This window comes from Burkholderia sp. 22PA0106 (assembly GCF_047497155.1).
Classification (GTDB): domain Bacteria; phylum Pseudomonadota; class Gammaproteobacteria; order Burkholderiales; family Burkholderiaceae; genus Burkholderia.
The window spans coordinates 1,957,968-1,984,140 of the sequence record NZ_CP163162.1; the positions used below are offsets into that span (position 1 = coordinate 1,957,968).

21 protein-coding genes are annotated in these 26,173 nt (G+C 68.9%); 10 read left to right on the forward strand and 11 right to left on the reverse strand.

Going from position 1 to position 26,173, the window contains the following annotated elements; all coding sequences use genetic code 11:
• Positions 1-4: 4 nt before the first annotated feature.
• The 5 genes from AB4850_RS08315 to AB4850_RS08335 form a co-directional block, all read right to left on the reverse strand.
• Positions 5-844, reverse strand: coding sequence for a 3-ketoacyl-ACP reductase (locus AB4850_RS08315; protein ID WP_414439346.1), 840 nt, complete (start codon positions 842-844; stop codon positions 5-7).
• Complete coding sequence (locus AB4850_RS08320) at positions 841-2,139, reverse strand: MFS transporter (protein ID WP_414439347.1); 1,299 nt, start codon at positions 2,137-2,139, stop codon at positions 841-843. Before AB4850_RS08320 ends, AB4850_RS08315 begins: the two co-directional genes overlap by 4 nt.
• Before the next feature lie 72 nt (positions 2,140-2,211).
• A complete protein-coding gene (locus tag AB4850_RS08325) occupies positions 2,212-3,042 on the reverse strand; it encodes a shikimate dehydrogenase family protein (RefSeq protein ID WP_414439348.1) in 831 nt (276 codons plus the stop codon).
• Between the two features lie 25 nt (positions 3,043-3,067).
• Positions 3,068-3,844 carry an enoyl-CoA hydratase/isomerase family protein gene (locus tag AB4850_RS08330; RefSeq protein ID WP_414439349.1) on the reverse strand — a complete coding sequence of 259 codons (777 nt, stop codon included), beginning with the start codon at positions 3,842-3,844 and terminating at the stop codon, positions 3,068-3,070.
• Between the two features lie 48 nt (positions 3,845-3,892).
• Positions 3,893-5,434 (reverse strand): acyl CoA:acetate/3-ketoacid CoA transferase, encoded by a 1,542-nt coding sequence (locus AB4850_RS08335; protein ID WP_414439350.1) that lies wholly within the window; start codon positions 5,432-5,434, stop codon positions 3,893-3,895.
• A gap of 240 nt (positions 5,435-5,674) precedes the next feature.
• On the opposite strand from AB4850_RS08335, the gene AB4850_RS08340 reads away from it, so the two are divergent.
• Positions 5,675-6,337 (forward strand): TetR/AcrR family transcriptional regulator, encoded by a 663-nt coding sequence (locus AB4850_RS08340; RefSeq protein ID WP_414439351.1) that lies wholly within the window; start codon positions 5,675-5,677, stop codon positions 6,335-6,337.
• A 21-nt stretch (positions 6,338-6,358) separates the two neighbouring features.
• On the opposite strand, the gene AB4850_RS08345 is transcribed toward AB4850_RS08340, so the two are convergent.
• The 5 genes from AB4850_RS08345 to AB4850_RS08365 all read right to left on the reverse strand — a co-directional run bounded on the left by AB4850_RS08345 (position 6,359) and on the right by AB4850_RS08365 (position 14,846).
• The gene (locus tag AB4850_RS08345; RefSeq protein ID WP_414439352.1) at positions 6,359-7,405 is read right to left on the reverse strand and encodes a porin; all 1,047 of its coding nucleotides are present in this window, start codon (positions 7,403-7,405) and stop codon (positions 6,359-6,361) included.
• Between the two features lie 264 nt (positions 7,406-7,669).
• Positions 7,670-10,210 carry a glucose/quinate/shikimate family membrane-bound PQQ-dependent dehydrogenase gene (locus AB4850_RS08350; RefSeq protein WP_414439353.1) on the reverse strand — a complete coding sequence of 847 codons (2,541 nt, stop codon included), beginning with the start codon at positions 10,208-10,210 and terminating at the stop codon, positions 7,670-7,672.
• 562 nt (positions 10,211-10,772) lie between these two features.
• Complete coding sequence (cydB, locus tag AB4850_RS08355) at positions 10,773-11,780, reverse strand: cytochrome d ubiquinol oxidase subunit II (protein WP_414439354.1); 1,008 nt, start codon at positions 11,778-11,780, stop codon at positions 10,773-10,775.
• A gap of 4 nt (positions 11,781-11,784) precedes the next feature.
• Positions 11,785-13,191: a cytochrome ubiquinol oxidase subunit I gene (locus AB4850_RS08360; protein ID WP_414439355.1), complete on the reverse strand. Its 1,407-nt coding sequence runs from the start codon at positions 13,189-13,191 to the stop codon at positions 11,785-11,787.
• Positions 13,192-13,517: 326 nt separating this feature from the next.
• Positions 13,518-14,846 (reverse strand): chloride channel protein, encoded by a 1,329-nt coding sequence (locus tag AB4850_RS08365; RefSeq protein ID WP_414439356.1) that lies wholly within the window; start codon positions 14,844-14,846, stop codon positions 13,518-13,520.
• Positions 14,847-15,128: 282 nt separating this feature from the next.
• On the opposite strand from AB4850_RS08365, the gene AB4850_RS08370 reads away from it, so the two are divergent.
• The 4 genes from AB4850_RS08370 to AB4850_RS08385 all read left to right on the forward strand — a co-directional run bounded on the left by AB4850_RS08370 (position 15,129) and on the right by AB4850_RS08385 (position 19,182).
• Complete coding sequence (locus AB4850_RS08370) at positions 15,129-15,839, forward strand: GntR family transcriptional regulator (RefSeq protein WP_414439357.1); 711 nt, start codon at positions 15,129-15,131, stop codon at positions 15,837-15,839.
• Between the two features lie 85 nt (positions 15,840-15,924).
• A complete protein-coding gene (locus tag AB4850_RS08375) occupies positions 15,925-16,722 on the forward strand; it encodes an SDR family oxidoreductase (protein WP_414439358.1) in 798 nt (265 codons plus the stop codon).
• A 48-nt stretch (positions 16,723-16,770) separates the two neighbouring features.
• Complete coding sequence (locus AB4850_RS08380; RefSeq protein WP_414439359.1) at positions 16,771-17,703, forward strand: 3-keto-5-aminohexanoate cleavage protein; 933 nt, start codon at positions 16,771-16,773, stop codon at positions 17,701-17,703.
• 177 nt (positions 17,704-17,880) lie between these two features.
• Entirely contained in the window at positions 17,881-19,182 is a 1,302-nt protein-coding gene (locus AB4850_RS08385; protein ID WP_414439360.1) for an MFS transporter, read from the forward strand.
• 58 nt (positions 19,183-19,240) lie between these two features.
• Here AB4850_RS08385 and AB4850_RS08390 read toward each other — a convergent pair whose 3' ends face one another.
• A complete protein-coding gene (locus tag AB4850_RS08390) occupies positions 19,241-20,476 on the reverse strand; it encodes a porin (protein ID WP_414439361.1) in 1,236 nt (411 codons plus the stop codon).
• Positions 20,477-20,856: 380 nt separating this feature from the next.
• Between AB4850_RS08390 and AB4850_RS08395 the strand changes: the two genes are divergently transcribed.
• The 5 genes from AB4850_RS08395 (at position 20,857) to AB4850_RS08415 (ending at position 26,173) form a co-directional block, all read left to right on the forward strand.
• Complete coding sequence (locus AB4850_RS08395) at positions 20,857-21,786, forward strand: LysR family transcriptional regulator (protein ID WP_414439362.1); 930 nt, start codon at positions 20,857-20,859, stop codon at positions 21,784-21,786.
• Between the two features lie 97 nt (positions 21,787-21,883).
• The gene (locus tag AB4850_RS08400; protein ID WP_414439363.1) at positions 21,884-22,534 is read left to right on the forward strand and encodes a hypothetical protein; all 651 of its coding nucleotides are present in this window, start codon (positions 21,884-21,886) and stop codon (positions 22,532-22,534) included.
• Between the two features lie 48 nt (positions 22,535-22,582).
• Positions 22,583-23,905: an MFS transporter gene (locus AB4850_RS08405; RefSeq protein ID WP_414439364.1), complete on the forward strand. Its 1,323-nt coding sequence runs from the start codon at positions 22,583-22,585 to the stop codon at positions 23,903-23,905.
• Between the two features lie 115 nt (positions 23,906-24,020).
• Positions 24,021-24,728, forward strand: coding sequence for a DUF2848 domain-containing protein (locus tag AB4850_RS08410; protein WP_414439365.1), 708 nt, complete (start codon positions 24,021-24,023; stop codon positions 24,726-24,728).
• A 77-nt stretch (positions 24,729-24,805) separates the two neighbouring features.
• A complete protein-coding gene (locus AB4850_RS08415; RefSeq protein WP_414439366.1) occupies positions 24,806-26,173 on the forward strand; it encodes an amidase in 1,368 nt (455 codons plus the stop codon).

Genomic DNA, 26,173 nt, shown 5'->3' on the forward strand with positions numbered 1-26,173 from the left:
GGATTCAGAATTTTTGAACGAGAAGCCCGCCATCGACGCGAATCGCCTGGCCGGCGCTATAGGGCAGGCCGCCGGTGGCGCAGGTGGCCACCACCCGCGCCACTTCATCCGGCGTGCCCCAGCGGCGGATCGCCGTGCCGCCGCCGTCGAGCAGCGTGTCGTAGCGCGCGCTCGACGGTGCCGTCATTTCCGTGGCGATCAGGCCGGGCTGGATTTCGTACACGGCCACGCCGTACTCGGCCAGGCGCAGCGAGAACAGCGTGGTCGCCATCGACAGCCCCGCCTTCGACACGCAGTACTCGCCGCGCGCCACCGACGCCGCCACGGCATTCGACGACGTGATCGTGACGATCGAACGGCTCGGGGGCGCGCTCGCCGCGCCGCCCTGCGCGGCTGCCGCCGCCGCAATACGCCGGCCGAACGCCTGCATCAGGAAGAACGTGCCGCGCGTATTGATGCCGGCGCAACGGTCGTAGCTGGCCGGCGTCACGTCGAGCAGATCACCGCGCGACAGCACCGACACGCCGGCGTTGTTGACGAGGCAGTCGATCGGGCCGAGCTGCTGCTCGACGGCCGCGAGCAACGCGTCGTGCGCCTCGATGGCCGCGAGATCGGACACCCATGGCTTGCATCGCGCACCGGCGGCGCGGGCCGCCGCGCAGGTCGCATCGAGTTCGTCGGACGCCGCCGCATCGGTCGCCGCGATATCGAAACCCGCCCGGGCCAGCGCGAGCACCACGCTGCGGCCGATGCCGCGCCGCGCGCCCGTCACGACCGCCACCGGGCGGCGCGTCGTGGCAGCCGGGAGCGCGCCCGCACCGCCCATGTCGTGCGGCGCGCTCATGCGCCGACCGCCTGCGATTCGCCGGCCGTGGCGCGCGTGCGGGACGGCCGGATAAAGCGCATCAGCACCCACGTCACGACATAGGCCAGGCCGCAGATCGTGAACAGCACGTTGTAACCGCCGTTGATATTGCCGAGCAGCCGGAAGTGATCGAGCAAGGCGCCCACGAACAGCGGAAAGATCGATGCGCCGATCGCGCTGCCGAGGCCGCCGATGCCGGTAACGGAGGCGACCTGCTCCTTCGGGAACATGTCGGAGGCCAGCGTGAACATGTTGGCGGACCAGCCCTGGTGAGCCGCGACCGACAAGCTCAACAGCCCGACCATCACCCACATGTTGTCGATCCACGGCGCGAACACCATCGGCACCACCAGCAACGCCAGGCACAGCATGGTGAACGGCCGCGCCTTGCCGATCGGCCAGCCGCGCGCGATCAGCATGGACGACAGCCAGCCGCCGGCAATGCTGCCGATCGACGTCGAGACATACACGATCACGAGCGGCAGGCCGAGATTGCGCAGGTCGAGATGAAAGCGCTCGCTGAAATACGACGGCAGCCAGAACAGCAGGAACCACCAGATCGGATCGGTCAGCCCCTTGCCGATGAAGATCGTCCACGTTTCGCGCAGCCGGAACAGTTCGCCCCAACCCGCCTGCGGAGCCGGCTGGCCGGCGGCGGCACGATCGGCGCCGATCAGCGCCAGCTCGCGCGCGCCGACCTTCGGATGCGTGCCGGGCGACGCGTAGCGAAACTGCCAGAACGCCAGCCAGACGAAGCCGGTCAGGCCGGTGATCACGAACGCCGCCTGCCACCCGTAAGCCACCGCGAGCCACGGCACCAGCGCCGGGGCCGCGACCGCGCCGATGCTGGTGCCGGCCGTCACGATGCCCACCGCGAGCGCCTGCTCCCTGCGCGGGAACCACTCCGACACCGCCTTGACCGCCGACGGAAAGCTGCCCGATTCGGACAGGCCGAGCAACGCGCGCACCCAGGCGAAGCCCACGGTGGTGGTGACCAGCGCATGCGCGCACGACGCGACGCTCCACACCAGCACGGACAAGCCATAACCGCGCTTGACGCCGATCCGGTCGATCAGCTTGCCGACCAGCAACATGCCGACGCCGTAGCTCATCGCGAACACCACCACCACGTGGCTGTATTGCGTCTCGCTCCAGTTGAAACGCAGCGCCAGATCCGGCTTCAGAATCCCGAGCACCTGCCGGTCGAGATAATTGATCGTCATCGCCGCGAACAGCAGCAGGCAGATCTTCCATCGATAGCTGACTTCCTTCATTGCATGTCTCCTCTTGTCCTCTTGATATGTCCTGGTGTGAAACGTGTCCGGTCGCGCCGGCTTCGGGTGAACTCAGGCGGCCTCGCGCGCGATCAAGCCGAGCCAGTCGGCCATCGGCGCCACCGCCTGTTCTAGCAAATGCCGCCCCGCATGCGTGCGCAGGCCGCGCGCCTCGGCGGCGGCGAGCAACGGCGTGCGCGCCGGTTTCATGATCAGATCCGCGACGAGCGTGTCGGGCGCCGCGGCCGACAGGTCGATCGGCACGCCATCCCCGGCGCGCATGCCGACCGGCGAGGCGTTGATCACCAGCCGATGCGCCGCGTCGGCCACCGGCTCGCCCACCGCGAACGCAACCTGCGGATAGCGCTCGGCCAGACGGCGCGCCAGCGCATCCGCCGCATCGCTTCGGATATCGAACAAATCGATCTCAGCCGCGCCGCGCTGCGCCAGCGCATCGGCCAGCGCGATGCCCGTGCCGCCCGCCGCGCCAACCAGCAGCGCGCGCGTCCCGGCGACCTCGTGGCGCTGCGCGGCGAGCCCGGCGACGAAGCCCTCTCCATCGAAGTTGTCGCCTTCCCAGCCGCCGTCGCCGGTCCGCCGGAGGCAATTGATCGAGCCGATGGCGCGGGCGCGTGGCGTCAATTGCGCGACCCAGCGAGCGGCCTCGATCTTGTGCGGCACGGTTACCACCACGCCGGCCAGATTGCGGATCGCCCGCAGGCCGTCGAGCGCCACGCCGAGTTCGTCCGGATGGACATGGGCCGGCACCAGCACGGCATGAATACCGTGCCGCGCGAAATGCGCGTTGAACAGTTGCGGCGACTGCACCTGTGAGACCGGGTCCGCGACGATGGCGACCCAGCGCGTGTCGCCGTCGATCGCGCCCGATGATTCGAATGACATGTCTGGCTCCTGTCGCGCGTGCCGCTTAATCGAACCGCGCCGCGCGCTTCTCGCGAAACGCGACCACGCCTTCCACGGCGTCGGGAGTGGCCTTGCAGGCCGATGCCGCGAGTTCGTGCAGCACGTCCGCGCCGCCGTCCGCTTGCGCGCCCGCGCGCAACACCCGCTTCGCCACCGATTGCGAGACCGGCGAGCGCGTGCGCAACGTGGCGCACACGGCCGCGACGCGCGCGTCGAGCTCGGCGTCCGGCACGGTGTCGTTGACGATGCCCCATTGCGCCGCCCGCGCGGCATCGATGCTCTCGCCGAGCAGCACCATCTCGCGCGCCCTGCCCACGCCCGCCAAGGCCGCCAGGCGAGTGCCGCCGAGCCAGCCCGGGATCGCGCCCACGGCCGCTTCGGGAAAGCCGAGGCGAGCCGAAGCCGCCGCGTAACGCAGGTCGCAGGCGAGCGCCAATTCGAGCCCGCCGCCGAGCGCGCTGCCGTTCAACACCGCGATGCTCGGCACGTCGAGTTCCGCGATGCGCCGGAACACGCGGTTGCCGGCGCGGATGAAGCGGGTGCCCATCGCGGCGGGATCGATGTCGCCCCACTCGCGAATATCGGCGCCGGCGCAAAAGAACCGCTCGCTCGCGGAGCGCAACAGCAACGCACGCACCGGCTCGGTTTCGAGCGTCGCGAGCGCGCGGTCGATCGCATCGAGCATGCCGAGCGTCAACGCGTTGTGCTTGTGCACCCGGTTGAGCGTGATCGTCGCGATCCGATCGTCGTCGATCGCGAATCGGATGTCGTCGTCTTGCATAGCAATCCTGATTAATAGGATGAAAACGAATCTTCGGCGAGCGCCGGATCAGGCAGGTTGAGCGGCTCGCGTCACGCCCGCGCGGCCCTCGGCCGAGCCCAGCGCCTCGCTCAGCAGCGGACGAAAACCCATGCGCGCCAGCACGTCGCGCTCCAGGTCCGCGCCGTCGGCCAGTTCGATCAGGCGCACGCCGTCCGGGTCGAGCCGGAACACCGCGCGCTCGGTCACGTACAGCACCTCCTTGCCGTCCAGGCGCGCCTGCGTGCCGCTGAACGTCACGTGGCGCACCGCCCTGACCAGCTTCGGCACCGCGCCCGGCGCGAGGATCTCCAGCGCGCCGCCGGCACCGCGCCGCACGTCGAGCCCCTTGGCCTCGAACGCCCCGCAGAACACGATCTTGCGAGCGCCTTGCGTGATGTCCATGAACCCGCCCGGGCCGACCACCGTGCTGCCGAGCATCGACACGTTGACGTTGCCATCCTCGTCCATCTCGCCCATGCCGAGAAACGTCACGTCGATGCCGCCGCCGCTGTAGAAGTCGAACTGATCGACCATGGGCACGATCGCATCGGCATTGCGGGCCGCGCCGAACATCGCCCCGTCGAGCATCGTGCCGTTGTGGATGCCCTGTTCGACCGAGCCCCAGTAGTCGTTGGCCCGCCCGTGCGCGGCCAGGATCGCCGGAATCGCCCCCGGAATGCCGAAACCGAAATTCACCGACTGGCCGTGGCCCAGCTCTCGCGCCGCGCGTTCGGCCACCATCAGGCGCAGGCCGTCGGGCATCTCGGGCGCGGGCAAGGCATCGGTGCGCGCCTCGCCGCTGATCGACGGGTCGTAGTCGGCGATCGCGCATTGGCGTTGCGCCGCCACTTCCACCGTCATGTCCACCATCACGCCGGGCACCCGCACCAGCCGCGCCGGCACCGGCGCCACGTCGCGGCGCTTGACCTGGGCGATGACCTTGCCGCCCGAGTTGTGCGCCGCCAGGGCCACCGCGAAGATGTCGAGATCGGCGGGCTCGTGGCGCACCGTCAGGTTGCCGCGATCGTCCGCCGACGAGCCCATCACCAGCGCGAAATCGATCTTGAACGGACGGAAGCGCAGGTATTCCTCGCCGTCGATCTCGATCAGTTCGACCAGATCCTCGGTGGTCGCCGCGTTCATCTTGCCGCCGCCGATGCGCGGATCGACGAAGGTGCGCAAGCCCACCCGCGTGATGACGCCCGGCCGGCCGGCCCCGATCTCGCGGAACAGCGTGGCGATCACGCCGCCCGGAAAGCTGTAGCCCTCGATCAGGCCGGCTTCGGCGAGCCGCTGCATGTCCTTCGACCAGACCCAGTGGCCGCCGATCACGCGCTTCACCAGCCCTTCGTGCGCGAACCGGCCCAGGCCGCTGCCCTGCCCGTCGCCGAGGCCGAGCGCGTGCACGATCGTCAGGTCGCGCGGGCTGCCCGTTTCACGGAACCGCCGCAGGATCGCCGAAAACAACGCGTCCGCTTCGAGCAGGCCGCCGCCCGACCCGGTGATCGCGATCGTCGCGCCGTCATGAATCTGCGCGACGGCCGCCTCTATGCCTGTCCATTTCGTCACGTCCTATCTCTCCATTCGATTGACCGGTTCGACTCAGTACCGAACCAGTTCGTTACTTGAGAGAAATGTTGGCATACGTAACGAAACGGTTCAAGCCGAATCGTGCGAACGCGGGTTTACGATGAGCGAGGCGGAATGCCGGGCATACCGGCAGCGGATGGGCAATGCAGGCCAGGCAGGCCAACCATGACGGTTTGCCTTCCAGCCCCGATAATGGAGGTTTTGCCGACACCCACCACCATGCCGACTTCCAAAGACTCGACGTCCCCGTCAGCGTCTGCCAAGCGCGCGCGCGACCCCGCGCAGACGCAGGCCCGCATCGTCGCGGCCGCGAAGGAGGAGTTCTCGAAGGTCGGCCTCGGCGGCGCCCGCATCGATTCCATCGCGGAGAAGGCCGAGGTCAACAAGCGGATGATCTACGAGTATTTCGAGGGCAAGGAGAAGTTGTTCCAGGTGGTGCTCGAGGAGGCGTACACGCAGGTGCGTACCGCCGAGCGCAACCTCGGCCTCGATGATCTTCCCCCGGTCGAAGCGATCTGCAAGCTGATGCGCTTTACCTGGGAGCACTATCTGAAGCACCCCGAATTCATGTCGCTCGTGAACAGCGAGAACCTGCATCGCGCGCGCCATGTGAAGCAGTCCGCCTTGTTCGCGGAACTGCACGTGGGCTTTCTCGACATGGTGCAGCGCATTCTCGATCGCGGCGTCGCCAGCGGCGAGTTCCGGGCCGGCGTGGATGCGCGCCAGCTCTACCTGACGATCGCCTCGGTGGGCTACTACTACCTGACCAATCGCTACACGCTCGAAGTGATCTACGGCGTGGAATTCACCTCGCCGGCCGCGCTTCAGGAGCGTATCGATTTCAACATCGACACGCTGATGCGCATTCTTCGGCCGGATTGAACCGGCAGGCCGGCCGCCCCGTCAGAAGCGCTGAATCATTCCCACCTGCACGCCCTTGACCGTCGCGCCCGGATACGCGGGCGTCAGCCCCGTCACGTTCACGCCGCGCAGCGTGAACGTGCCCGTGCCGCGATTGCGCAGCCAGCCCGCGCTGGCATACAGCAGCACGCGCGGCGACAGATCGTATTCCGTCATCGCGCTGAACTGGTCGGCGTCGTTGCCCTGGCCCGACCGGTCGCGCAGGTACGCATAACCGAGCGCCGCCCGCCAGCGCGACGACACCGCATAGCGCACCGACACGGCCGCACCGTCGTCGTGATAGCGCGGCGTGCCGCCGTCGCCGTTGAACATCGAGACGAAGCCGGTCAGCTTGCCGACCGTGTACGACACGCCGCCCATGTTCGAGCGCAGCGCGCCCGAATCGTTGGTCTGCTGATGCGCGAACGCGATCCGGAACGGCCCCTGCCGGTACGCGAACGTCGCGATCGTGCCGCCCAGCCCGTTCGCACCGCCGGCCGACGGGTCGCGCATCGACACCATCACGGTGCTAGTGAAGCCGTGAAAATCGGGCGATAGATACGTGATCGCATTGCTCTCGTACGGCGTGATCTTCGAGAGGTTGTTGAGGCCCGACGCGATGGTGCCCGCGCCGAACGCATCGATCTGCCCTTTGAACGGAATGTAGATCGGCGAATACTGCCGCCCCACGCGCAACTCCCCCCAGCGTGAGCCCACACCTACCCAGGCCTGCCGGTTGAACAGCGTGCCGGCGGTGGACAGCGTGCCGTCGTTGGAGCCGAAACCGCTCTCGATATCGAACAGGATGCGCACGCCGCCGCCGATCGGCTCCGCGCCGCGCAGGCCGATGCGCGAGCCGCGATACGCGCCGGAATCGAGCCGCGGCACCCAGCCCGAGCCGGGGTTGGTCACTTCGATGCTGGTGTCGATCACGCCGTAGAGCGTGACCGAGCCTTGCGCGAAGGCATGCATGGCGGGCACGCACAGCGCCGCGAACGCCAGCGCGCGCACGCAGAGACGAGTCGAACGGCCGGACGGGGTGGCGCGCATGCTTGCGCGCGCAACGAAATCGTGACGCATGAACGAGAGGAACGGTCGCTTCGCCGGAGCGCGTATCCGCGATCGACGGCGGCTCGCCCGCACGGGCATCGAGCCGTCATCGGCCGTGGATACGCGGCCAGGTCGAACATGAAATGGAATGGAAAACCGCTGTGCCGGAAGCGAAACCGCCGGCGGGAAACCGGCCCGAAGGCCGCCTCCCGCCGGCGTCGATTCCAGCGCGGCGCACCCGAATGGCGTGCGCCGCATGCCGGGTTACTTGCTGTCCGGCAGCGCGTAGGCGATCACGTAATCGCCGAGCTTGGTGCCGAACGAGCCATGGCCGCCCGCCGCGATCACGACGTACTGCTTGCCGTTGACCTCGTAGGTCATCGGCGTGGCCTGGCCACCGGCCGGCAGGCGCTGTTCCCACAGCAGCTTGCCGTTGTTGGTGTCGTAGCCGCGGATGTAGTTGTCCGCGGTGGCGCCGATGAAGAACACGCCGCCGGCCGTGGTGGCCGGGCCGCCGAGCATCGGCATGCCCATGCGGAACGGCAGCGGAACCGGCGAGCTGTCGCGCACGGTGCCGATGCGGCGCTTCCAGACGATCTGGTTGGTCTTCAGGTCGATCGCCGACACGTAACCCCAGGCCGGCTGCTTGCACGGCAGGCCGAGCGGCGAGAGGAACGGGTTCAGCGTCACGCCGAACGGCACGCCGTATTGCGGCTGGATGCCCGACTCGGTGCCGCTGCCCTTGGCGCCGGCTTCGGGCTCCATCGGGTTGCCCGGCCCGCGCGGGATCAGCTTCGAGACGAACGGCAGCGCGATCGGGTTGGCGATGGCGATCTGGCGATCGGTGTCGACGGCGATGCCGCCCCACTCGAACATCCCGAGGTTGCCCGGGAACACCAGCGTGCCCTGCTCCGACGGCGGCGTGAACGTGCCTTCGTAGCGCAGGCGATGGAACATCACGCGGCACACGAGCTGGTCGAACATCGTCGCGCCCCACATGTCGGCGTCGGTCAGCTTCTGCTTCGGACGGAACGTCAGGTCCGAGAACGGCTGCGTGGCCGATACGTGGTCGCCGGTCGCGGCGCCCTGCGGCACCGGCAGCTCCGGCGCCGGCACCACGGTCGCGCCGGTACGGCGGTCGAGCACGAAGATGTTGCCGGTCTTGGCCGGGGCGTACACCACCGGCACCTTGTTGCCGCTCTTGTCGGTGATGTCGGCCAGCGTCGGCTGGGCCGGCTGGTCCATGTCCCACAGATCGTGGTGCGCGGTCTGGTAGAACCAGGCCAGCTTGCCGGTCGAGGCGTGCAGCGCCAGCAGGCCGCTCGCGTAACGTTCCTGCTCCGGCGTGCGATGGCCGCCCCAGATGTCCGGGGTGGTCACGCCCATCGGCAGGTAGACGATGTCGAGCTTGGCGTCGTAGGCGGCCGGCGCCCACGAGTTCGGAGAGTTCCAGGTGTAGTGCTCGCCCGGGCCGGGGATGTGGTTCGGGTCCTTCGCGCCCGGATCGAACGCCCACAGCAGCTTGCCGGTGCGCGTGTCGAAACCGCGGATCACGCCGGACGGCTCGCGCGTCGAGAAGTTGTCCTCGACCGAACCGGCCACCACGATCACCTTGTCGGTGACGATCGGCGGCGAGGTCGGCTCGTACATGCCCGGCGTGGTGACCGGTTGCAGATGCTGCAGGTCGAGATCGCCGTTGCTGCCGAACTCGGCGCAGCGCTGGCCCGTCTGCGCGTCGAGCGCATACAGGTGGCCGTCGTTGACCGGCAGGTAGATGCGGCGCGTGCAGGCGCCCGGCGAGGTGTCGACGGCGGCGGTGGCCGGGGCCGACGGTGCGGCCGGTGTGCTCGCGGCGGCATCGGTGGCGCTGGCGGCGCTGCCCGATGCGGCGGCGGTGTCGGCAACCGAAGCAGCCGATGCGCCCGAAGCGGCGGCAGCGGACGCATCAGGCGTCACGCTGGCCGCGGCCTGCGATTGCGCGTCGGCCGAGAAGTCGTGATACGACACGCCGCGGCAGGTCACGTGCTGGAACGACGGATCGTTCTTCAGGCGCGGATCGAACTTCCACGCCAGCTTGCCGGTGGCCGCGTCGAGCGCGAACAGGATCTGGTGCGGCGAGCACAGGTACAGCAGGTTGCCGATCTTGAGCGGCGTGACCTCGTTGGTAATCTCGCCCGGATCGTTCGGGCCTTTCTTGTCGCCGGTGCGGAACGTCCACGCCACTTGCAGATTTTTCACGTTCTCGGGCGTGATCTGCTTGAGCGGCGAATAGCGCGTGCCTTCCTGGGTGCGGCCATAGGCCGGCCAGTCGGCGTCGGCGATACCGGGGATCGGCGAGGTTTGCGCGGGCGTCTCGGCCGCGAGCGTGCCGTTCAGTTCCTGCGGATCGTTGAAGTTCGCATAGACCAGCACGCCGGCCCAGATCAGCAGCGACACCGTCAGCGCCCAGCCGTTCGCGGCGCGCGCGCCGTTCAGCTTGCGCGTGACCAGCACCAGCAGCCAGACGCCGAACACCACCAGCACGCCGGAGCGCGGCGCGAGCGCCCAGAAATCGAAGCCGGATTCGCCGACCGACCAGATCGCGGTGCCGACCAGCAGCAGCGCATACAGCGTCAGCGCCACGGCGCGGCGGCCGCGAATCAGCCAGGCGAACACCAGCAGCACGACGCCGGCGACGATGTAATACGCGGAGCCGCCGATCGCAGCGAGCCAGGCGCCGCCGACCAGCAGATAAAGCCCTGCCAGCAAGGCGAACAGCCATGTCAGGCCGCCGATGACACCGAGCGACGAGGATTGTTTTGTCATGATCCCAACCTTTTGTTTGAGACGGTTTATCAACAGATCTGCGCGTGCGAGCACGCAGGTCATCCTCCATCGTTGTTTTTTGTTATGGCGACTACGGCAACGCGAAACGGCAAGCCCTACCGCAAACGCGCTGCGCGCATGCGGTACGGCGGAATCTGGGAACACACCACGAAGCGTGCGACGCATCCGGCCGCGCGAGAAGAAAATCGCTGCGACGACGGCGCGTGCATCATGTCGGCGGCAGCCCCGCCCCTGGCGTGCGCGAAGCGACGCAAGGCCCGGCTACCTGAAGAAACGCCCACCCGGTTTGCCTGATTGTCATGTCCTTCCCGTCACGTGAATGCCTGGCATACACATCGAATACGGGGACGTCGCGCGCGTGAAGCGCGAGCCGTCAACGCATGAAAGACTTCTGAAACATTCGGCTCATATCGTTTAGGGTCGCAAATATAACGGGTTTTCCCGCAATCTGCACGTTCGCGGGGCTGGAGGTATGCACCTTGCCGCGTTGAAACCTGCCTCGGCTTCGCACCGTTCGGCCCACCGCAAAACCCGTTCCCGCTCAGTGATAACCGGCGTCGCCCTCGCGCACCTTGCCGTGGAAAACGCGGTACTGCATGAAGTTGTAGACGAGGATGATCGGCAGCACGATCACCGTGCCGACCAGGATGAACCACTGGCTTTCGGGCGGCGACGAGGCATCCCAGATCGACAGCGACGGCGGCACGAGATTCGGCCACATGCTGATCACCAGCCCGCTGTAGCCGAGAAACAGAATGGCGAGCGTCAGCACGAACGGCTGCACGTCGCGGCGCCGGTTCACCGCGCGGATGATGCCGAAGGCGCAGGCCAGCACCAGGATCGGCACCGGCGAGAACACGATCAGATGGCTGCCGCCGAACCAGCGCTCGGACACGGCCGGCAGCCCGATCACGGTCCATGCGCTGACCAGGAAGATCGCGCCGAGCAGCAGCAGGCACAGCGGCTTCATCAGGAAATAGGCCTTCGCCTGCAGCGCGCCCTCGGTCTTCCAGATGATCCAGCCGCAACCGAGCGTGGCATAGGTGATCAGCAGGCAGAAGCCGCAGAACACGCTGAACGGCGACAGCCAGCCGAACGGATCGCCGGCGAAGGTGCCGTCGACGATCGTCGTGCCTTGCAGCAGCGAGCCGAGCACCACGCCCTGGCAGAAGGTGGCGAGCATCGAGCCGCCGATGAACGCGAGATCCCAGAGGTTCTGCGTGCGCGTGGCCTTGGCGCGCAACTCGAACGCCGCGCCGCGGAAGATCAGCCCGATCACCATCAGGATCAGCGGCAGGTAATTGGCCGGCAGCAACGTGGCGTACGCCACCGGGAACGCGCCGTACAGCACCGCGCCGCCGAGCACCAGGAAGGTTTCGTTGCCGTCCCACACCGGCGCGACGGTATTGAGCATGACGTGCCGTTCGCGCTCGGCGTCGAAGAACGGAAACAGCAGGCCGATGCCGAGGTCGAAGCCGTCGAGCATCACGTAGAGAAACACGCCGAGCCCGACGATGAAGGCCCACAGCACGGGAAGATCGAGAACCATCGCGTCACTCCTGGTCGATCGCGTCGCCGGGCCGCGACAGCGCCCGATTGTGCAGCCCCGGATGGGCCGTCTGCCTGTCGTCCGCATGGCCGTGGCCCGACGACGGCCCCTTGCGCATCAGCTTCAGCATGTAATACACGCCGGTGCCGAACACCAGGAAATAGACGATCACGAACAGCAGCAGCGTGACGCCGACCTGCTGGCCGGTCAGCGGCGACACGGAATGCTCGGTGCGCAGCACGCCGTACACGGTCCACGGCTGGCGGCCCACCTCGGTGGTGATCCATCCGGCCAGCAGCGCGACGATGCCCGACGGCCCCATCCACACCATGAAGCGCTGGAACAGCCGCGATTCGTAGAGCCGCGCGCCGCGCCGCAGCCAGCAGCCGAGCAGCACCGCGAACAGCATCAGGAAGCCGAGCCCGGCCATCACGCGGAACGTCCAGAACACGATCGGCGAATACGGGCGATCCTCGCGCGGAAAGGTCTTGAGGCCGCGTATTTCGCCATCCCAGCTATGCGTGAGGATCAGGCTGCCCAGATGCGGCACCTGGATCGCGTAGCGCGTGACCTCGGCGTCCATGTCGGGCAGCCCGAACAGGTTCAGCGCGGTGCCGCCGTGCTCGGTTTCCCAGATGCCCTCGATCGCGGCGATCTTGGCCGGCTGGTATTCGCGCGTGTTCAGGCCGTGCGCGTCGCCGATCAGGATCTGCAGCGGCACGAGCGGCAGCAGCAGCCACAGCGCCATCGAGAAGCTGCGCGTGACGGCCGCGTCGCGCCGCCCCTTCAGCAGATGCCACGCACCGCAGGCCGCCACCAGGAAGCCGGCCACGATGAACGCGGCCACCGTCATGTGCAGCAATCGATACGGAAACGAAGGATTGAAGATGATCTTCCACCAGTCCACCGGCACCAGCCGGCCGTTCTCGATGCCGAAGCCCTGCGGCGTCTGCATGAAGCTGTTCGAGGCGAGAATCCAGAACGTGGAGATCAGCGTGCCGAGCGCGACCATCAGGGTGGCGAAATAATGCGCGCGCGGGCTCACGCGCTGCCAGCCGAACAGCATCACGCCGAGGAAGCCGGCTTCCAGGAAGAACGCCGTCAGCACTTCGTAGGTCAGCAGCGGGCCGGTGACGTTGCCGGCGATGCGCGAGAAGCCGCCCCAGTTGGTGCCGATCTCGTAGGCCATCACCACGCCCGAGATCACGCCCATGCCGAAGCCCACCGCGAAGATCTTCGACCAGAACAGGAACATGTCCTTGTAGGACGAATCGCCGGTTTTCAGCCACATGCCTTCGAGCACCGCGAGAAAGCTGGCCATGCCGATGCTGATCGCCGGAAACACGATGTGGAACGACACCGTGAACGCGAACTGCAGACGCGCCAGATGCAATGCGTCGAAGATCTCCATGCGGCCCTCTCCCTGCGCCGGCACCCGGGGCGGGCGCAGGCTGCATGCCGTGCTGTCTGCGATCGTGGCGGCGGTAGCGCCCGTTCGACACGGGATGCCCGCCGCGATGGTTGCCCGTGCATCGAATCGGCCGTTATCAAGCAGCGCGAAACAATCGGGGCCGTTGAAACGCGCCACCCGCTTCGCAGCGGGCGGCGCGGCCTCAACAATAAACCATCCTCGGGAAAGGTAAAAGGCGCTTGGAGGAGCGAGCCACCGTCATGGCGCGGCGGGCAGCCTTCGTACCTGTAAGGAAAATCGGCAGGGCGCGCGCCCTGCCCGCCGCATCACGCCTTGGCGCGCGACGACACCAGCCGGTACGCGGCGATCGAGCCGCCCACCGCGATCAGCACGGGGATCAGGAAATCGTGGCCGACGCGCGTGAATTCCACCATCAGCACGATGGCCGTCAGCGGCATCTGCATCGAGGCGGCCAGGAACGCGGCCGCGCCGACGATCGCGAACGCGCCGGTGGCCGCGCCCGGCCAGACCAGGCTCCACACGCCGCCCAGCACGATCGCCAGCAACGCGCCGTTGGCGAGGCCCGGCGTCAGCAGCCCGCCTTCCGCCCCGGCGCGCAGGCTGCCCCATTCGATCGCCACCTTCAGCACCAGCAGCGTGGCGGCCGTGCCGATCGTCAGCGCGCTGTCGAAGCCGAGCGCGGCCGGCCCCTTGCCGTTGCCGAGCAGCGCCGGCAAGGCGATCGACAGGCCGCCGATGATCGCGAAATTGACGACCGACAGCACCGGTAGCCTCCAGTCGCGCGGCGCGGCGGCACGCGCGGCCGTGGTCAGGCGCGTGAAGCCGTAGGCGGCCACGCCGAACACCGGCCCGCACACGGCGGACCACACCACCAGCGAGGCATCGATGGCGAGCGGCCCGACCGTGTATTGATGTTCGTTCCCGAGGCCGATCCAGGCCACCACGGCGGCGATCGCCGAGCTGGCCAGCGCCGGCACGGCGGCCGACCAGCCGAAGCTGCCGAGCAGCACTTCCATCACGAACACGGCGCCGCCGAGCGGCACGTTGTAGACGGCGGCCAGCCCGGCGCCCGCGCCGCAGGCCACCATCAACCGCTGATCGCCGGCCGACAGCCCGGCGCGATGCGCGATCCAGCCGGCCCACAGCGAACCGATCTCGCGCGGCGCCACCTCGCGGCCGAGCGGCGAACCGAGCGCCACCGTCACGATCTGCAGCAGCGCATGCACGGTCGTGCTGACGATCGGCATGCGCGGGTCGGCGGCCTTCACGGCGCGCTTGATGCTGACCAGCGGCTTGCCCCAGCGATACAGCGCCCACCAGCCGAGCCCGGCCACCAGGCCGCAACCGGTCAGCACCAGCACGCGGCGCAGCGGCGAGGCCTGCGACACGCCCTGCAGGAAGCTCTCGTTGCTGATCACGTGGGCGACGCTGTAGCCGTAGGCCAGATGCTGGATCGCATGCAGCAGCAACGCCAGCAGCATGCCGCCGAGGCCCGCGCCCACGCCGGTCAGCACCGTGACCAGCGCGAGGCGCACCAGCGGGCGGCTCGCGGTGCGCGGCGCCTCGACGACGGGCACCGCCGAGGCGGCGGACGGACGGGACGAGGCAGCAGGACGGGCAGCGGGCGAGGACATGGTTCGGTGATCGAAGAAAGGGCGAAGGCCGGCGGTTGAACCGCAACATGAGCGCGGACGCACGCGCCCGCAATGTTCGACATGCTAGACATCGTCGCTTCATGAAACAAATGGATTTTTCTACTCGATTCATTTGTTCGGTGCATATCTCGAAAAGCGCCTGCGTCAGAACGCCCGCCCCCGCGTTTTCCCTGAGCAGGCCAATCTTGACGCCAACACTCGAATCGACAACACTGCGCATCATCACAGTGTGATCACAGATCAAACCCGGAGAGTCCCGCCTTGGCCCCTCGTATCGCCCCGCCCGCCCTGCAAGCCGTCGAATCGGAAACGATGGCCGATCAGGTCTACCTGCAACTGCGCGAAGCGCTGATGAGCGGCCGGTTCGCGCCGGGCCAGGCCCTGAGCCTGCGCGGCGTGGCCGAGGCGGTGGGCTCGTCCACCATGCCGGTGCGCGCGGCGCTCACTCGCCTGCGCGCCGAGCGCGCGCTGGTGGATGGCCCGAACCGCGCGATGGTGGTGCCGCCGATGACGGTCGAGATGCTCGAAGAGTTGCGCGACGTGCGGATTGCGCTTGAAGGCTGCGTGGCGGCGCGCGCCACCGCGCGCATGAGCGATGCCGAGATCGAGGAAGTGCGCGCGCTTTGCGAGGTCATGCACGGGCACGCCGAGGCCGGCGACACGCGCGAATACCTGCGCGGCAACTTCGCGTTCCACCGCGCGATCTACCGGCACGGCGCGAGCGAAAGCACGCTGGCCATCGTCGAGAACCTCTGGATGCGGATCGGCCCGTTCCTGAACATGGTGGCGCCCGATATCCCCCACATGCGCCGCTCGATGGTGGCGCACCGCGCGATCGTCGACGCGCTGGCCCGCCGCGACAGCGCCGGCGCGCGTGCCGGCATCGCGCTCGACATCGATGGCGCCGCACACGACCTCACCGCCACGCTGAACACCGCGCAGGCCACCCGACTCAAGCCCGTGCGCGCCTGACGGCGCACCGGCATCGCGGCATCGGCGGCACCCGCCGCCGCGGTCGCGACAACCCTCAGTAGAACGAAACAGGAGACCTACCGGCATGGCCATTCTCGATCTGCTCAAACCCTATTCCGGCCTGCGCGTGCTCGTCACGGGCGGCGCCGCCGGCATCGGCCTCACGATCGCCGACGCGTTCGCGGAATGCGGCGCGCGCGTGCATGTGTGCGACGCCTCCGAGGCCGCGATCGCGACGCTCAACGACCGCCCCGGCAAGCCCGCGATCGGCGTGACGCTGGCCGACGTGGCCGACCCGGCCGCCATCGACCGCGTGTTCGCCGACGTGCGCGCCACGCTCGGCGGCCTCGACGTGCTCGTCAACAACGCCGGCATCGCCGGCCCCACCGGCGGCATCGACGAGATCGATCCGGGCGACTGGGAACGCACCATGTCGATCAACCTCGACGCGCAATACCGCTTCGCGCGCCAGGCCGTGCCGATGCTGCGCGATTCCACGCACGGCGGCTCGATCATCGCGCTGTCGTCGGTGGCGGGCCGGCTCGGCTATGCGTTCCGCACGCCCTACGCGGCCACCAAGTGGGCGATCGTCGGCCTCGTCAAGAGCCTCGCGATCGAACTGGGGCCGGTCGGCATCCGCGTCAACGCGATTCAACCCGGCATCGTGCGCGGCCCGCGCATGACCGCCGTGATCGACGCGCGCGCCAAGCAGCTCGGGCTCGGCTACGACGAGATGGAAACGCGCTACCTCGAAAAGATCTCGCTGCGCCGCATGACCGACCCCGACGAGATCGCCGCCACCGCGCTGTTCCTCTGCTCGCCCGGCGGCCACGGCATTTCGGGGCAGGCGCTGTCGGTGTGCGGCAACGTCGAAGTGCTGTAAGCGCGCGCCCCAACGATCCGATCCACGAACCTCACGAGAATTCCTGCCATGGCCAAAGCCCGCAAGGTCATCATCACCTGCGCCCCGACCGGCGCGATCCATACGCCGTCAATGTCGCCGTACCTGCCCGTCACGCCGCGCGAAATCGAGGACGCCGCGGTGGCCGCCGCCGAAGCCGGCGCCGCGATCCTGCACCTGCACGCGCGCAACCCGTCCGACGGCAAGCCCACCCAGGATCCGGCCGTGTTCGCCGAATTCCTGCCGAACATCAAGGCGCGCTGCGACGCCGTCATCAACCTGACCTCGGGCGGCAGCCCGCACATGACGATCGCCGAGCGCCTGCGCCCCGCGCATCACTTCCAGCCGGAAGTGGCCTCGCTGAACATGGGCTCGATGAATTTCGGCCTGTATCCGATGCTCGACCGCTTTCCCGACCTCAAGCACCCGTGGGAGCACGAGCACCTCGCGAACAGCCGCGACCTGGTGTTCAAGAACACCTTCGCCGACATCGAAACCATCCTGACGAGCTGCGGCGCGAACGGCACGCGTTTCGAATTCGAGTGCTACGACATCTCGCATCTGTACAACCTCGCGCACTTCGTCGATCGCGGCCTCGCCAAGGCGCCGTTCTTCGTGCAGAGCGTGTTCGGCCTGCTCGGCGGGATCGGCGCGCACCCCGAGGACCTGATGCACATGCGCCGCACGGCAGACCGCCTGTTCGGTTCGGATTACGAATGGTCGATCCTCGGCGCGGGCCGCAACCAGATCCCGCTCGCGACGATCGGCGCGGCGCAGGGTGCAAACGTGCGCGTGGGGCTGGAGGATTCGCTCTGGATCGGCCCCGGCAAGCTGGCCGAATCGAGCGCGGCGCAGGTCACGAAGATCCGCCAGGTGCTGGAAGGGCTGTCGCTGGAAATCGCAACGCCGGCCGAGGCGCGCGCCATGCTCGGCCTGAAGGGCGGCGACGCCGTGAACTTCTGACGCGCGGCGGCCCGGGCCCAAGCGCTGGCCGCCCGGCCGCCCCGTTCGCCAGCCCGCGCTCACCGAGCGCACCCCACCGATAAACGCGCGACCGGCACGCCCGCGCAGGCCCTTGACCGTGAACCCGCACGCCGGGCTGGCCCCGTGTGCCGGATCGTTGCAGATGGAGACCTTTCGATGTCAACGCACACCGCTTCCCTGTCCGCCGTCGAAGGCGACGCCCGCGCGTCGCTGAACCGGCTGCTGTTCCGCAAGCTGATGCCGATCCTGATCGTCGCCTACGTCATCAGCTTCCTCGACCGCACCAATATCGCCTTCGCGAAGCATGCGATGGGCATCGACCTCGGCATTTCGTCGGCGGCCTACGGCCTCGGCGCCGGCCTGTTCTTCCTGACCTACGCCGCGCTCGAAATCCCCAGCAACCTGGTGCTGCACCGCGTGGGCGCGCGCTTCTGGATCACCCGCATCATGATCACCTGGGGCCTGCTGTCGGTCGCGATGGCGTTCGTGCAGGGCGAAACCTCGTTCTACGTGATGCGCCTGCTGCTCGGCGCGGCCGAAGCGGGCCTGTTCCCCGGCGTGATGCTCTACCTGACCTACTGGTTCGGCCGCGAGGAACGCGCACGCGCCACCGGTTATTTCCTGCTCGGCGTGTGCGTGGCGAATATCGTCGGCGGGCCGCTGGCCGGCGCGCTGATCGAACTCGACGGCGCGCTCGGCCTCCATGGCTGGCAATGGCTGTTCGCCATCGAGGGCATTCCGGCGATCCTGATGGCCTTCGTGGTGTGGCGCAAGCTGCCGGACCGGCCGAGCACCGCCACCTGGCTGCCGCCCGAAACGGGCCGCGCGCTCGAACGCTCGCTGCTCGCCGAACAGCAGACCGGCAGCGCCGCGCAAGGCGGCCATTCGTTCGGCCTGGCGGTGCGCGATCCGCAGATCTGGCTGGCGATCTTCGTCTACTTCTGCCACCAGTTGACGATCTACACGATGATCTTCTTCCTGCCCGGCATGATCTCGGCCTCGGGCAAGTTCTCGCCGTTCGCGGTGGGCCTGCTCAGCGCGATGCCGTGGGTCGCCGCCGCGATTGGCGCCGCGACGCTGCCGCGTCTCGCCCGCGATTCGAAGCGCTCGCGCACGCTGCTGTGCACCGGGCTGGTGGTGATGGCGCTGGGCCTGGTGTGCGCCGCTTATGCGACGCCGGCGCTCGGCCTGCTGTGCGTGTGCGTGGCCGCCGCGATGTTCTTCGTGGTGCAGGCGATCATCTTCACATTCCCGGCCTCGCGGCTGTCGGGCAGCGCGCTGGCCGGCGGCCTCGGGCTCGTCAACACCTGCGGCCTGCTCGGCGGCTTCGTCGGCCCCACCGTGGTGGGCGCGATCGAACAGGCCACCGGCAACGCCAAGAACGGACTGACGCTGCTGGCCGTGGCGCTGGCGATCGCGGCCGTCGTCGCGCTGCGCCTGAAGCACGGCAACGAGTAACGCCGACGGGCGGGCCGAGGCCCGCCCATCTCCATTCGGCGCAACCGCCGCTTCCCGATCAGAAGCGGTGCGTGATGCCCGCCAGCACCGACACCTGATTCGGCGTCGACGAGGCCGTCAGCCCGTTGATGTTCGCCACCGCGGCCTGCCCCGTCGAATCGGTGCCCGACGCGTGCTGATACAAGCCCACCAGATACACCTGCGTACGCTTCGACAGGATGTAGGTCGCGCCGATGTCGCCCTGCTGATAGGTCACGTGATTCGCGCCGTAGCCGCGCGTGTAGTCGTAGGCCGCGCCGAGCAGCCAGGCCGGCGTCAGGTAGTAGCGCAGGTTCAGCTCGGCGTTGTGGAACGCCGCCGCGCCGCGATAGCCGAGCGGATCGAGCGCCGCGTGCGCGCCCAGCTCGCCGAAGCGCGTGTTGGTGTACACCGCGCCGATGATCGCCGGGCCGGCCGTATAGGTGCCGCCCACCGCCACGATCTGCTCGTTGCCCGCCGAGGCATAACCCGAATACACGCGGCTGGCCGCCATGTTGCTGCCGGTCGCGCTCGACGTGCTGTTGTTGCCGAAGTACGAGAAGTTCGGATCCTTCACATGCACGTAGGCCGCGCCGAGCACGAACGGGCCGCCCGTGTAGCCGAGCCCCAGCGACCAGATCGAATTGCGCCCGAACTGCCCCGGCGTGCCGCCGAAGCTGTACAGCCCGCTCGCGCGAAACCCGTTCACCGTCGGCGTGGTGTACTTCACCGAATTGTTCGAGCGGTAATCGTTGTTGGTGTTGTCGAGGTCGCCCGGGTGGCCGCCCAGGTAGGTGGCCCATTGCGTGCCGGCGATGAACGGCCCGATGAAATCGACCGAGGCGTCGTACTGCCGCCCCACCGTCAGCGTGCCGGCGCGCTGCGACGCCAGCCCCATCCAGGCTTGCCGGCCGAACAGGTCGCCGCCCTGCTGGAAACCGCCCGTCGTCGACGAATAGCCGTTCTCCAGGTCGAACACCGCGCGCAGGCCGTTGCCGAGATCCTCCGAGCCGCGCAGGCCCCAGCGGTTGCCGAGCACGTTGCTGCTGTTCATCTCGAACTGGCGCTTGCCGCCCGCGTTGTTGGCATAAACGATCGCCGTGTCGATCGTGCCGTACAGCGTGACGCTCGACTGCGCATGCGCGCTTGCGGCGGCGCCCAGCGCCGCGCCGGCGGCAAGGCTCGACGCCAGATGCGCGGCGAACAGGCGCCGGGTGCGCGAGCGACGCGGCGGCTGCGAATGACGCGGGTGGCGTGAATGGCGCGAAGGGTTCATGCGGGCTCCTCTTGGTCCGTCGGGCGGGCCGTTTCGTGGTGTCGTATCGTCAAATTAGTCAGGACTCCGACTCTCCCGGCACGCGGCGCGAACGCCGTCGCAGGCGGTGGTGAGGCGCGGGCCGATGCCGCGTTCGGATGCCGAAGTGTTGCCCAGCCCGCTCGCTTCGCTCCAACAAGAAAATAAATTCGCGTCAAAAAGTTTTTGCTATCGAACGGGCCGCGACGCAACGCCCTCCATGCCTCGCGCCTTCTCGAAAAATGGCCGCGCTATCATCGGGGCCATTCTCGCCACGCCCGACCTGCCCCAATCTGCCCCGATTTGCCCCGGCCCGCGCCGCGCGCGCAGGCTCCGCTTCCGCCCCGTTTTCCGCTCGCATCATGAATATCCGTTTTCTCGAAACCTTCATCTGGCTCGCCCGCCTGCAGAATTTCCGCCTGACCGCCGAGAAGCTGCACACCACGCAGGCGGCCGTGTCGAGCCGCATCGCCGCGCTTGAAGAAAGCTTCGACGTGCGGCTGTTCGACCGCAATTCGCGCTCGGCCACGCTCACGCCGGCCGGCCGCAAGATGCTCAGTTATGCCGAGCGCATCGTGCGGCTCGGCGACGAGATGCGCCGCGAGGTCGAGGACACCGACGGCGACGCCGGCCTGATCCGCATCGGCGTGATCGAATCGATCGTCCATAGCTGGTTTCCGGCGCTGATGGCGCAGATTCGCGAGCGCTTTCCGAGGCTGGAAGTGGAAGTCACGAGCGACACCACGATCCATCTCGTGCAGTGGCTGCGTACCGATGCGGTGGACCTGACGCTTCAGATCGATACGCTGGCCGACCGCGAATTCGTCAACGCACCACTGTGCGAATTCCCGATGCGCTGGGTCGCCAGCCCCACGCTGGGCCTGGGCGGCGAACGCATCACGCTCGAACAGCTGGCCGAACACCCGGTCATCAGCTTTGCGCGGCATTCGGGGCCGCATACGGCGCTCGAGCGCGAATTCTCGCGTGCCGTGGAGCGGCCGGTGCGCGTGAACTGCATCAGCTCGGTGGCCGCCATCGTGCGGCTGGTGGCCGACGGCTTCGGCGTGGCCGCGCTGCCGCCCGCCATCATCGAGCGCGAGCTGCGCGACGGCTCGCTGGAGGTGCTCGACGCCGACAGCAACTTCACGCCGATGCCGCTGGTGGCCTGCCATCGCCTGCCGCATCCGCTGTCGGCGCGCATCGCCGAGCTGGCGGCGGATACGGCGCGCGCATTCATGGCCGCGCGCGGCCCCGAGCCCGACGACGCCTCGCGCCGCGCGCCGAAACGATAAGAAAACCTGTTCAAACCGTATTTTTTTTCTTGTTGGACCGACCCGGCCCGCCCTCGCCACACTGCGCCTGTCCGAAACCTTACGCAGGAACGCCTCGATGAGCGATCAGCCGACTTCCCGGCCCGGCCAGCTTTGCATCTGGACCGACACCGACCCCAGCACCGAAGACGACTTCAACGCCTGGTACGACCGCGAGCACATGCAGGAACGCGTCGGCATCGCCGGCTTCACGCATGCACGGCGCTTCCTCGCCAACGACGGCGCGCCGCGCCGCTATCTGGCGCTCTACGAAACCACGGCGCTCGACGTGTTCCATAGCGCCGCCTATCAGCAGGCGTTCACGCGGCAGACCGAATGGTCGCTGCGCAGCTTCGCCCGGATGCGCGACAACCAGCGCCGCGTCGGTGCGCTGACGTTCGCCGCCGGCAACGGCGAAGGCGGCCGCCTCGCGCTGTTCACGGCCACGCCGGCCGCGATCGCCTCGCCGGCCTGGCGCGACGCCGCCACCGCCGCAGCGGCCACCACCGGCGTGCATGCGGTGCGCGTGTTCACGACCGACGCCACGCTGTCCGCGCCGATCGCCACCGGCGCAGGCGCGCCCACCGCCGCGCTCGCCGATGCGCTGATCCTCGTCGAGGCCAGCTCGGCCAGCGCCGCGCGCGACGCCGCGCAGCATCTGGCCGCACTCGCCGATCTCGAACCGTCGCAGGTGCGCGGCTTCGACCTGCTCTGGCGGCTCGCGGCCTGAGCCGCCCGCCCCACACCACATCACCGCCGCATCACCGCCGCTACCCTGATGGAGAACAACATGAACAGCCTCGCCAGCCGGTCCCCGATGGCCGGACAGCCGAAAGCCGGACGCGGCCGCCTCGCCAGCGCGAGCATGATCGGCACCTCGCTCGAGTGGTACGACTTCACCGTCTACAACACGCTCGCCGCGCTCGTCTTCAACCACCTGTTCTTCCCGTCGGTCGATCCGCTCGCCGGCACGCTGCTGGCGTTCTCGACCTACGCGGTCGGCTACGTGTCGCGCCCGCTCGGCGGCCTGATCTTCGGCAACCTCGGCGACAAGCTCGGCCGCCGCGCCGTGCTGATGCTGACGCTGGTGCTGATGGGTCTGACCACCGCGCTGATGGGCGTGCTGCCCACCTATGCCACGGCCGGCATCCTGAGCCCGATCCTGCTGGTCGCGCTGCGCTTCGTGCAGGGCATCGCGCTCGGCGGCGAATGGGCCGGCGCGGTGCTGCTGGCGGTCGAGCACGGCAATCAGAAGAAGCGCGGCCTGAACGCCTCGTGGGCGCAGGTGGGGCCGTCGTTCGGCACGCTGCTCGGCACCGGCTGCATCGCGTTGCTGACGGCCGCCGTGTCGTCCGATGCGTTCCTCGACTGGGGCTGGCGCGTGCCGTTCCTCGCCAGCATGCTGCTGGTGATCTTCGGCATGTGGGTGCGCCGCAGCGTCGGCGAGACGCCCGCGTTCGAGAAACTCAGCGAATCGCACGCCACCGCCAAGGTGCCGGTGGCCGAGGTGTTCACGTTCCACTGGCGCCGCCTGCTGCTGGCCGGCGGCTCGCGGATCGGCTCGGACGTGCTCTACGCGCTGATCGTGGTGTTCACGCTGACCTACGTCACGACGGTGCTGAACCTGTCGCGCTCGCTGGCGCTGACCGCCGTGCTGTGCGGCACCGCCTGCAACGCGCTGACCGTGCCGCTGTTCGGCGCGCTGTCGGACCGCTTCGGCCGCCGGCCGGTATATCTCGGCGGCGTGCTGGCGGCGATCATCTGGGCCTTCGCGTTCTTCTCGCTGGTCAACACCTCGCAGCCGGGCCTGATCGTGCTGGCGGTGGTGGTCGGCCTGGTGATTCACGCGGCGATGTACGGCCCGCAGGCGGCGTTCGTCACCGAGCAGTTCCCGACCCGCGTGCGCTATGCCGGCTCGTCGCTGGCCTATACGCTGGCCGGCATTCTGGGCGGCGGCTTCGCACCGCTGATCATCGTCGCGCTGTTCCGCCAGTGGCATACGACAACCGCCGTATCGCTGTACGTGACGGGCGCGCTGGTCATCACGTCGATCGCGCTGCTGGCCGCCCGCGAAACCGCGCATCGTCCGCTCGAGGACTGACCCTCAAGCCCTTCGCGGCCCGCGTGCCGCACTCCCCGCCGGCGGCGCCCCGGCGCGCGCCTTCCAGCAAGGCCGCGCGAGGCGGCGCCGGCTCCCGCACTTCCCGATTCCGATCATGACTCTGCTTTCCTTTACCGTTTCCTCGCTCGACAGCGAGCCCCGCACGCTCGACGTCGCGCTCGACGCGCTCGTGATCGCCGGCTGGGCCGGCCGCGACGCCGCCGCGATCCAGCATCACATCGACGAACTCGCCGCGCTCGGCGTGGCGCCGCCTACCAGCACGCCGTGCTTCTATCGCGTCGCCGCCGACCAGTTGACGCAGGCGCACGACATCGAGGTGCTCGGCGGCGACACCAGCGGCGAGATCGAATGCGTGCTGTTCGACAGCCCGCTCGGCACGCTCGTGACGATCGGCTCCGACCACACCGACCGCAAGACCGAGGCGTACAGCGTCGCCGTGTCGAAGCAGGTGTGCGCGAAGCCGGTGGCGCGTGAAGCGTGGCGCTACGCCGACGTGGCCGCGCATTGGGATCAGTTGGTGCTGCGCTCGCGCTTCGTGGCCGCCAACGGCACGACGCGCCTGTATCAGGAAGGCGCGGTGGACGGCCTGCTGCCGCCCGCCGAGCTCTGGCAACGCTATGCCGAACGCGATGCGGCGGCGCTGCCGGCCGGCTGCGCGATGTACAGCGGCACGCTGGCGGTGCGCGGCGAGATGGCCGCGATGATCAGCGGCGACGCGTTCGAACTCGAACTGCACGATCCGGTGCTGGGCCGCAGCCTGCACCATCACTATCGCGTCGAAGCGCTGCCGATCGTCGCCTGAGGCATCCGCCCCCGGGCGCGCCCGACGCGCGCCCGTTTCCCTATTTCGCACACGATAAATTTGCCGGAGACGCCCCGATGACCTTCGCTCCCGCCACCCCGCTGCTGCAACTGGCCGCCCGACTCGATGCCGGCGCCACCACCAGCCGCGCCCTCGTCGATATCGCGCTCGACCGGATCGCCGCCGACGGCGGCCACGGCGCGCACGCGTTCTGCCATGTCGATGCCGACGACGCCCGCCGCCAGGCCGACGCGCAGGATGCGCTGCGTCGCGCCGGGATTCGCCTGTCGCCGCTGGCCGGGCTGCCCGTCTCGGTCAAGGACTTGTACGACGTGGCCGGCCAGCGCACGCGCGCCGGCTCGCGCGTGCTGGACGACGCGCCGCCGGCCGCGCAGGACGCGCCGACCATCGCGCTGATGCGCCGCGCCGGCGCGGTGCTGATCGGGCGCACCAACATGAGCGAATTCGCGTTCTCGGGGCTCGGCGTCAACCCGTGGTACGGCACGCCGCGCTCGCCGTGGCAGCCGGACGAGCCGCGCGTGGCGGGCGGCTCGTCGTCGGGCGCGGCGGCCTCGGTCGCGCAGGGCATGGCGGCCGCCGGGCTCGGCAGCGACACCGGCGGTTCCCTGCGGATTCCGGCCGCGTTCTGCGGGCTGACCGGCTTCAAGCCCACCGCGCGGCGCATCACGACGCGCGGCATGTTCCCGCTGTCGACCACGCTCGATTCGGCCGGCGCGATCGCGCCGAGCGTGGCCTGCTGCGCGCTGGTGGACCGGCTGCTGGCCGGCGAATCGATCCAGGCCGGCGGCTTCGCGCTCGACGCCGCGCCGCTCGACGGCCTGCGCCTCGCGGTGTTGAGCCACTACGTGACCGATCAGATGGACGACACGGTGGCGCGCGCCTGGGACGACGCGCTGGCCCGCCTGTCGCGCGCCGGCGCGAAGCTCGTGCCGCTGCGGCTGCCGGTGCTCGACGCGCTGCCGTCGATCAACCGCTTCGGCTTCTCGCCGATCGAGGCGTATGCGACGCATCGCACGACGCTGGCCACGCGCGCGGGCGATTACGACCCGCGTGTGCTGGCGCGGCTGCGGGTGGGCGAACCGGCCGGCGCGGCCGACTACCTCGACCTGCTGGCCGCGCGCGCCGATGCCATCGCGCAGGCGCGCGCGGCGCTCGACGGCTTCGACGCATTCCTGATGCCGACCGTGCCGGTGGTGCCGCCGCCAATCGCGCCGCTCGAATCGGACGCCGCGCGCTTCGCGGCGGCGAATGCGCTGGCGCTGCGCAACCCGTCGGTGATCAACTTCCTCGATGGCTGCGCGGTGTCGCTGCCGTGTACGCCGGCCGGCGCGGCGCCGGTGGGCTTGAGCGTGGCCGGCCTGGCGCTGGACGACGCGCGCGTGCTGCGCATCGCGGCGGGTATCGAGCGGGTGCTTGGCGGCTGA

Excerpts from the sequence above, each read along its gene's own strand:
- AB4850_RS08315 (WP_414439346.1), bottom strand. The coding sequence starts at position 844 with ATGAGCGCGCCGCACGACATGGGCGGTGCGGGCGCGCTCCCGGCTGCC.
- AB4850_RS08320 (WP_414439347.1), bottom strand. The coding sequence starts at position 2,139 with ATGAAGGAAGTCAGCTATCGATGGAAGATCTGCCTGCTGCTGTTCGCG.
- AB4850_RS08325 (WP_414439348.1), bottom strand. The coding sequence starts at position 3,042 with ATGTCATTCGAATCATCGGGCGCGATCGACGGCGACACGCGCTGGGTC.
- AB4850_RS08330 (WP_414439349.1), bottom strand. The coding sequence starts at position 3,844 with ATGCAAGACGACGACATCCGATTCGCGATCGACGACGATCGGATCGCG.
- AB4850_RS08340 (WP_414439351.1), top strand. The coding sequence starts at position 5,675 with ATGCCGACTTCCAAAGACTCGACGTCCCCGTCAGCGTCTGCCAAGCGC.
- AB4850_RS08345 (WP_414439352.1), bottom strand. The coding sequence starts at position 7,405 with ATGCGCGCCACCCCGTCCGGCCGTTCGACTCGTCTCTGCGTGCGCGCG.
- AB4850_RS08350 (WP_414439353.1), bottom strand. The coding sequence starts at position 10,210 with ATGACAAAACAATCCTCGTCGCTCGGTGTCATCGGCGGCCTGACATGG.
- cydB (WP_414439354.1), bottom strand. The coding sequence starts at position 11,780 with ATGGTTCTCGATCTTCCCGTGCTGTGGGCCTTCATCGTCGGGCTCGGC.
- AB4850_RS08360 (WP_414439355.1), bottom strand. The coding sequence starts at position 13,191 with ATGGAGATCTTCGACGCATTGCATCTGGCGCGTCTGCAGTTCGCGTTC.
- AB4850_RS08365 (WP_414439356.1), bottom strand. The coding sequence starts at position 14,846 with ATGTCCTCGCCCGCTGCCCGTCCTGCTGCCTCGTCCCGTCCGTCCGCC.
- AB4850_RS08375 (WP_414439358.1), top strand. The coding sequence starts at position 15,925 with ATGGCCATTCTCGATCTGCTCAAACCCTATTCCGGCCTGCGCGTGCTC.
- AB4850_RS08380 (WP_414439359.1), top strand. The coding sequence starts at position 16,771 with ATGGCCAAAGCCCGCAAGGTCATCATCACCTGCGCCCCGACCGGCGCG.
- AB4850_RS08385 (WP_414439360.1), top strand. The coding sequence starts at position 17,881 with ATGTCAACGCACACCGCTTCCCTGTCCGCCGTCGAAGGCGACGCCCGC.
- AB4850_RS08390 (WP_414439361.1), bottom strand. The coding sequence starts at position 20,476 with ATGAACCCTTCGCGCCATTCACGCCACCCGCGTCATTCGCAGCCGCCG.
- AB4850_RS08395 (WP_414439362.1), top strand. The coding sequence starts at position 20,857 with ATGAATATCCGTTTTCTCGAAACCTTCATCTGGCTCGCCCGCCTGCAG.
- AB4850_RS08400 (WP_414439363.1), top strand. The coding sequence starts at position 21,884 with ATGAGCGATCAGCCGACTTCCCGGCCCGGCCAGCTTTGCATCTGGACC.
- AB4850_RS08405 (WP_414439364.1), top strand. The coding sequence starts at position 22,583 with ATGGAGAACAACATGAACAGCCTCGCCAGCCGGTCCCCGATGGCCGGA.
- AB4850_RS08410 (WP_414439365.1), top strand. The coding sequence starts at position 24,021 with ATGACTCTGCTTTCCTTTACCGTTTCCTCGCTCGACAGCGAGCCCCGC.
- AB4850_RS08415 (WP_414439366.1), top strand. The coding sequence starts at position 24,806 with ATGACCTTCGCTCCCGCCACCCCGCTGCTGCAACTGGCCGCCCGACTC.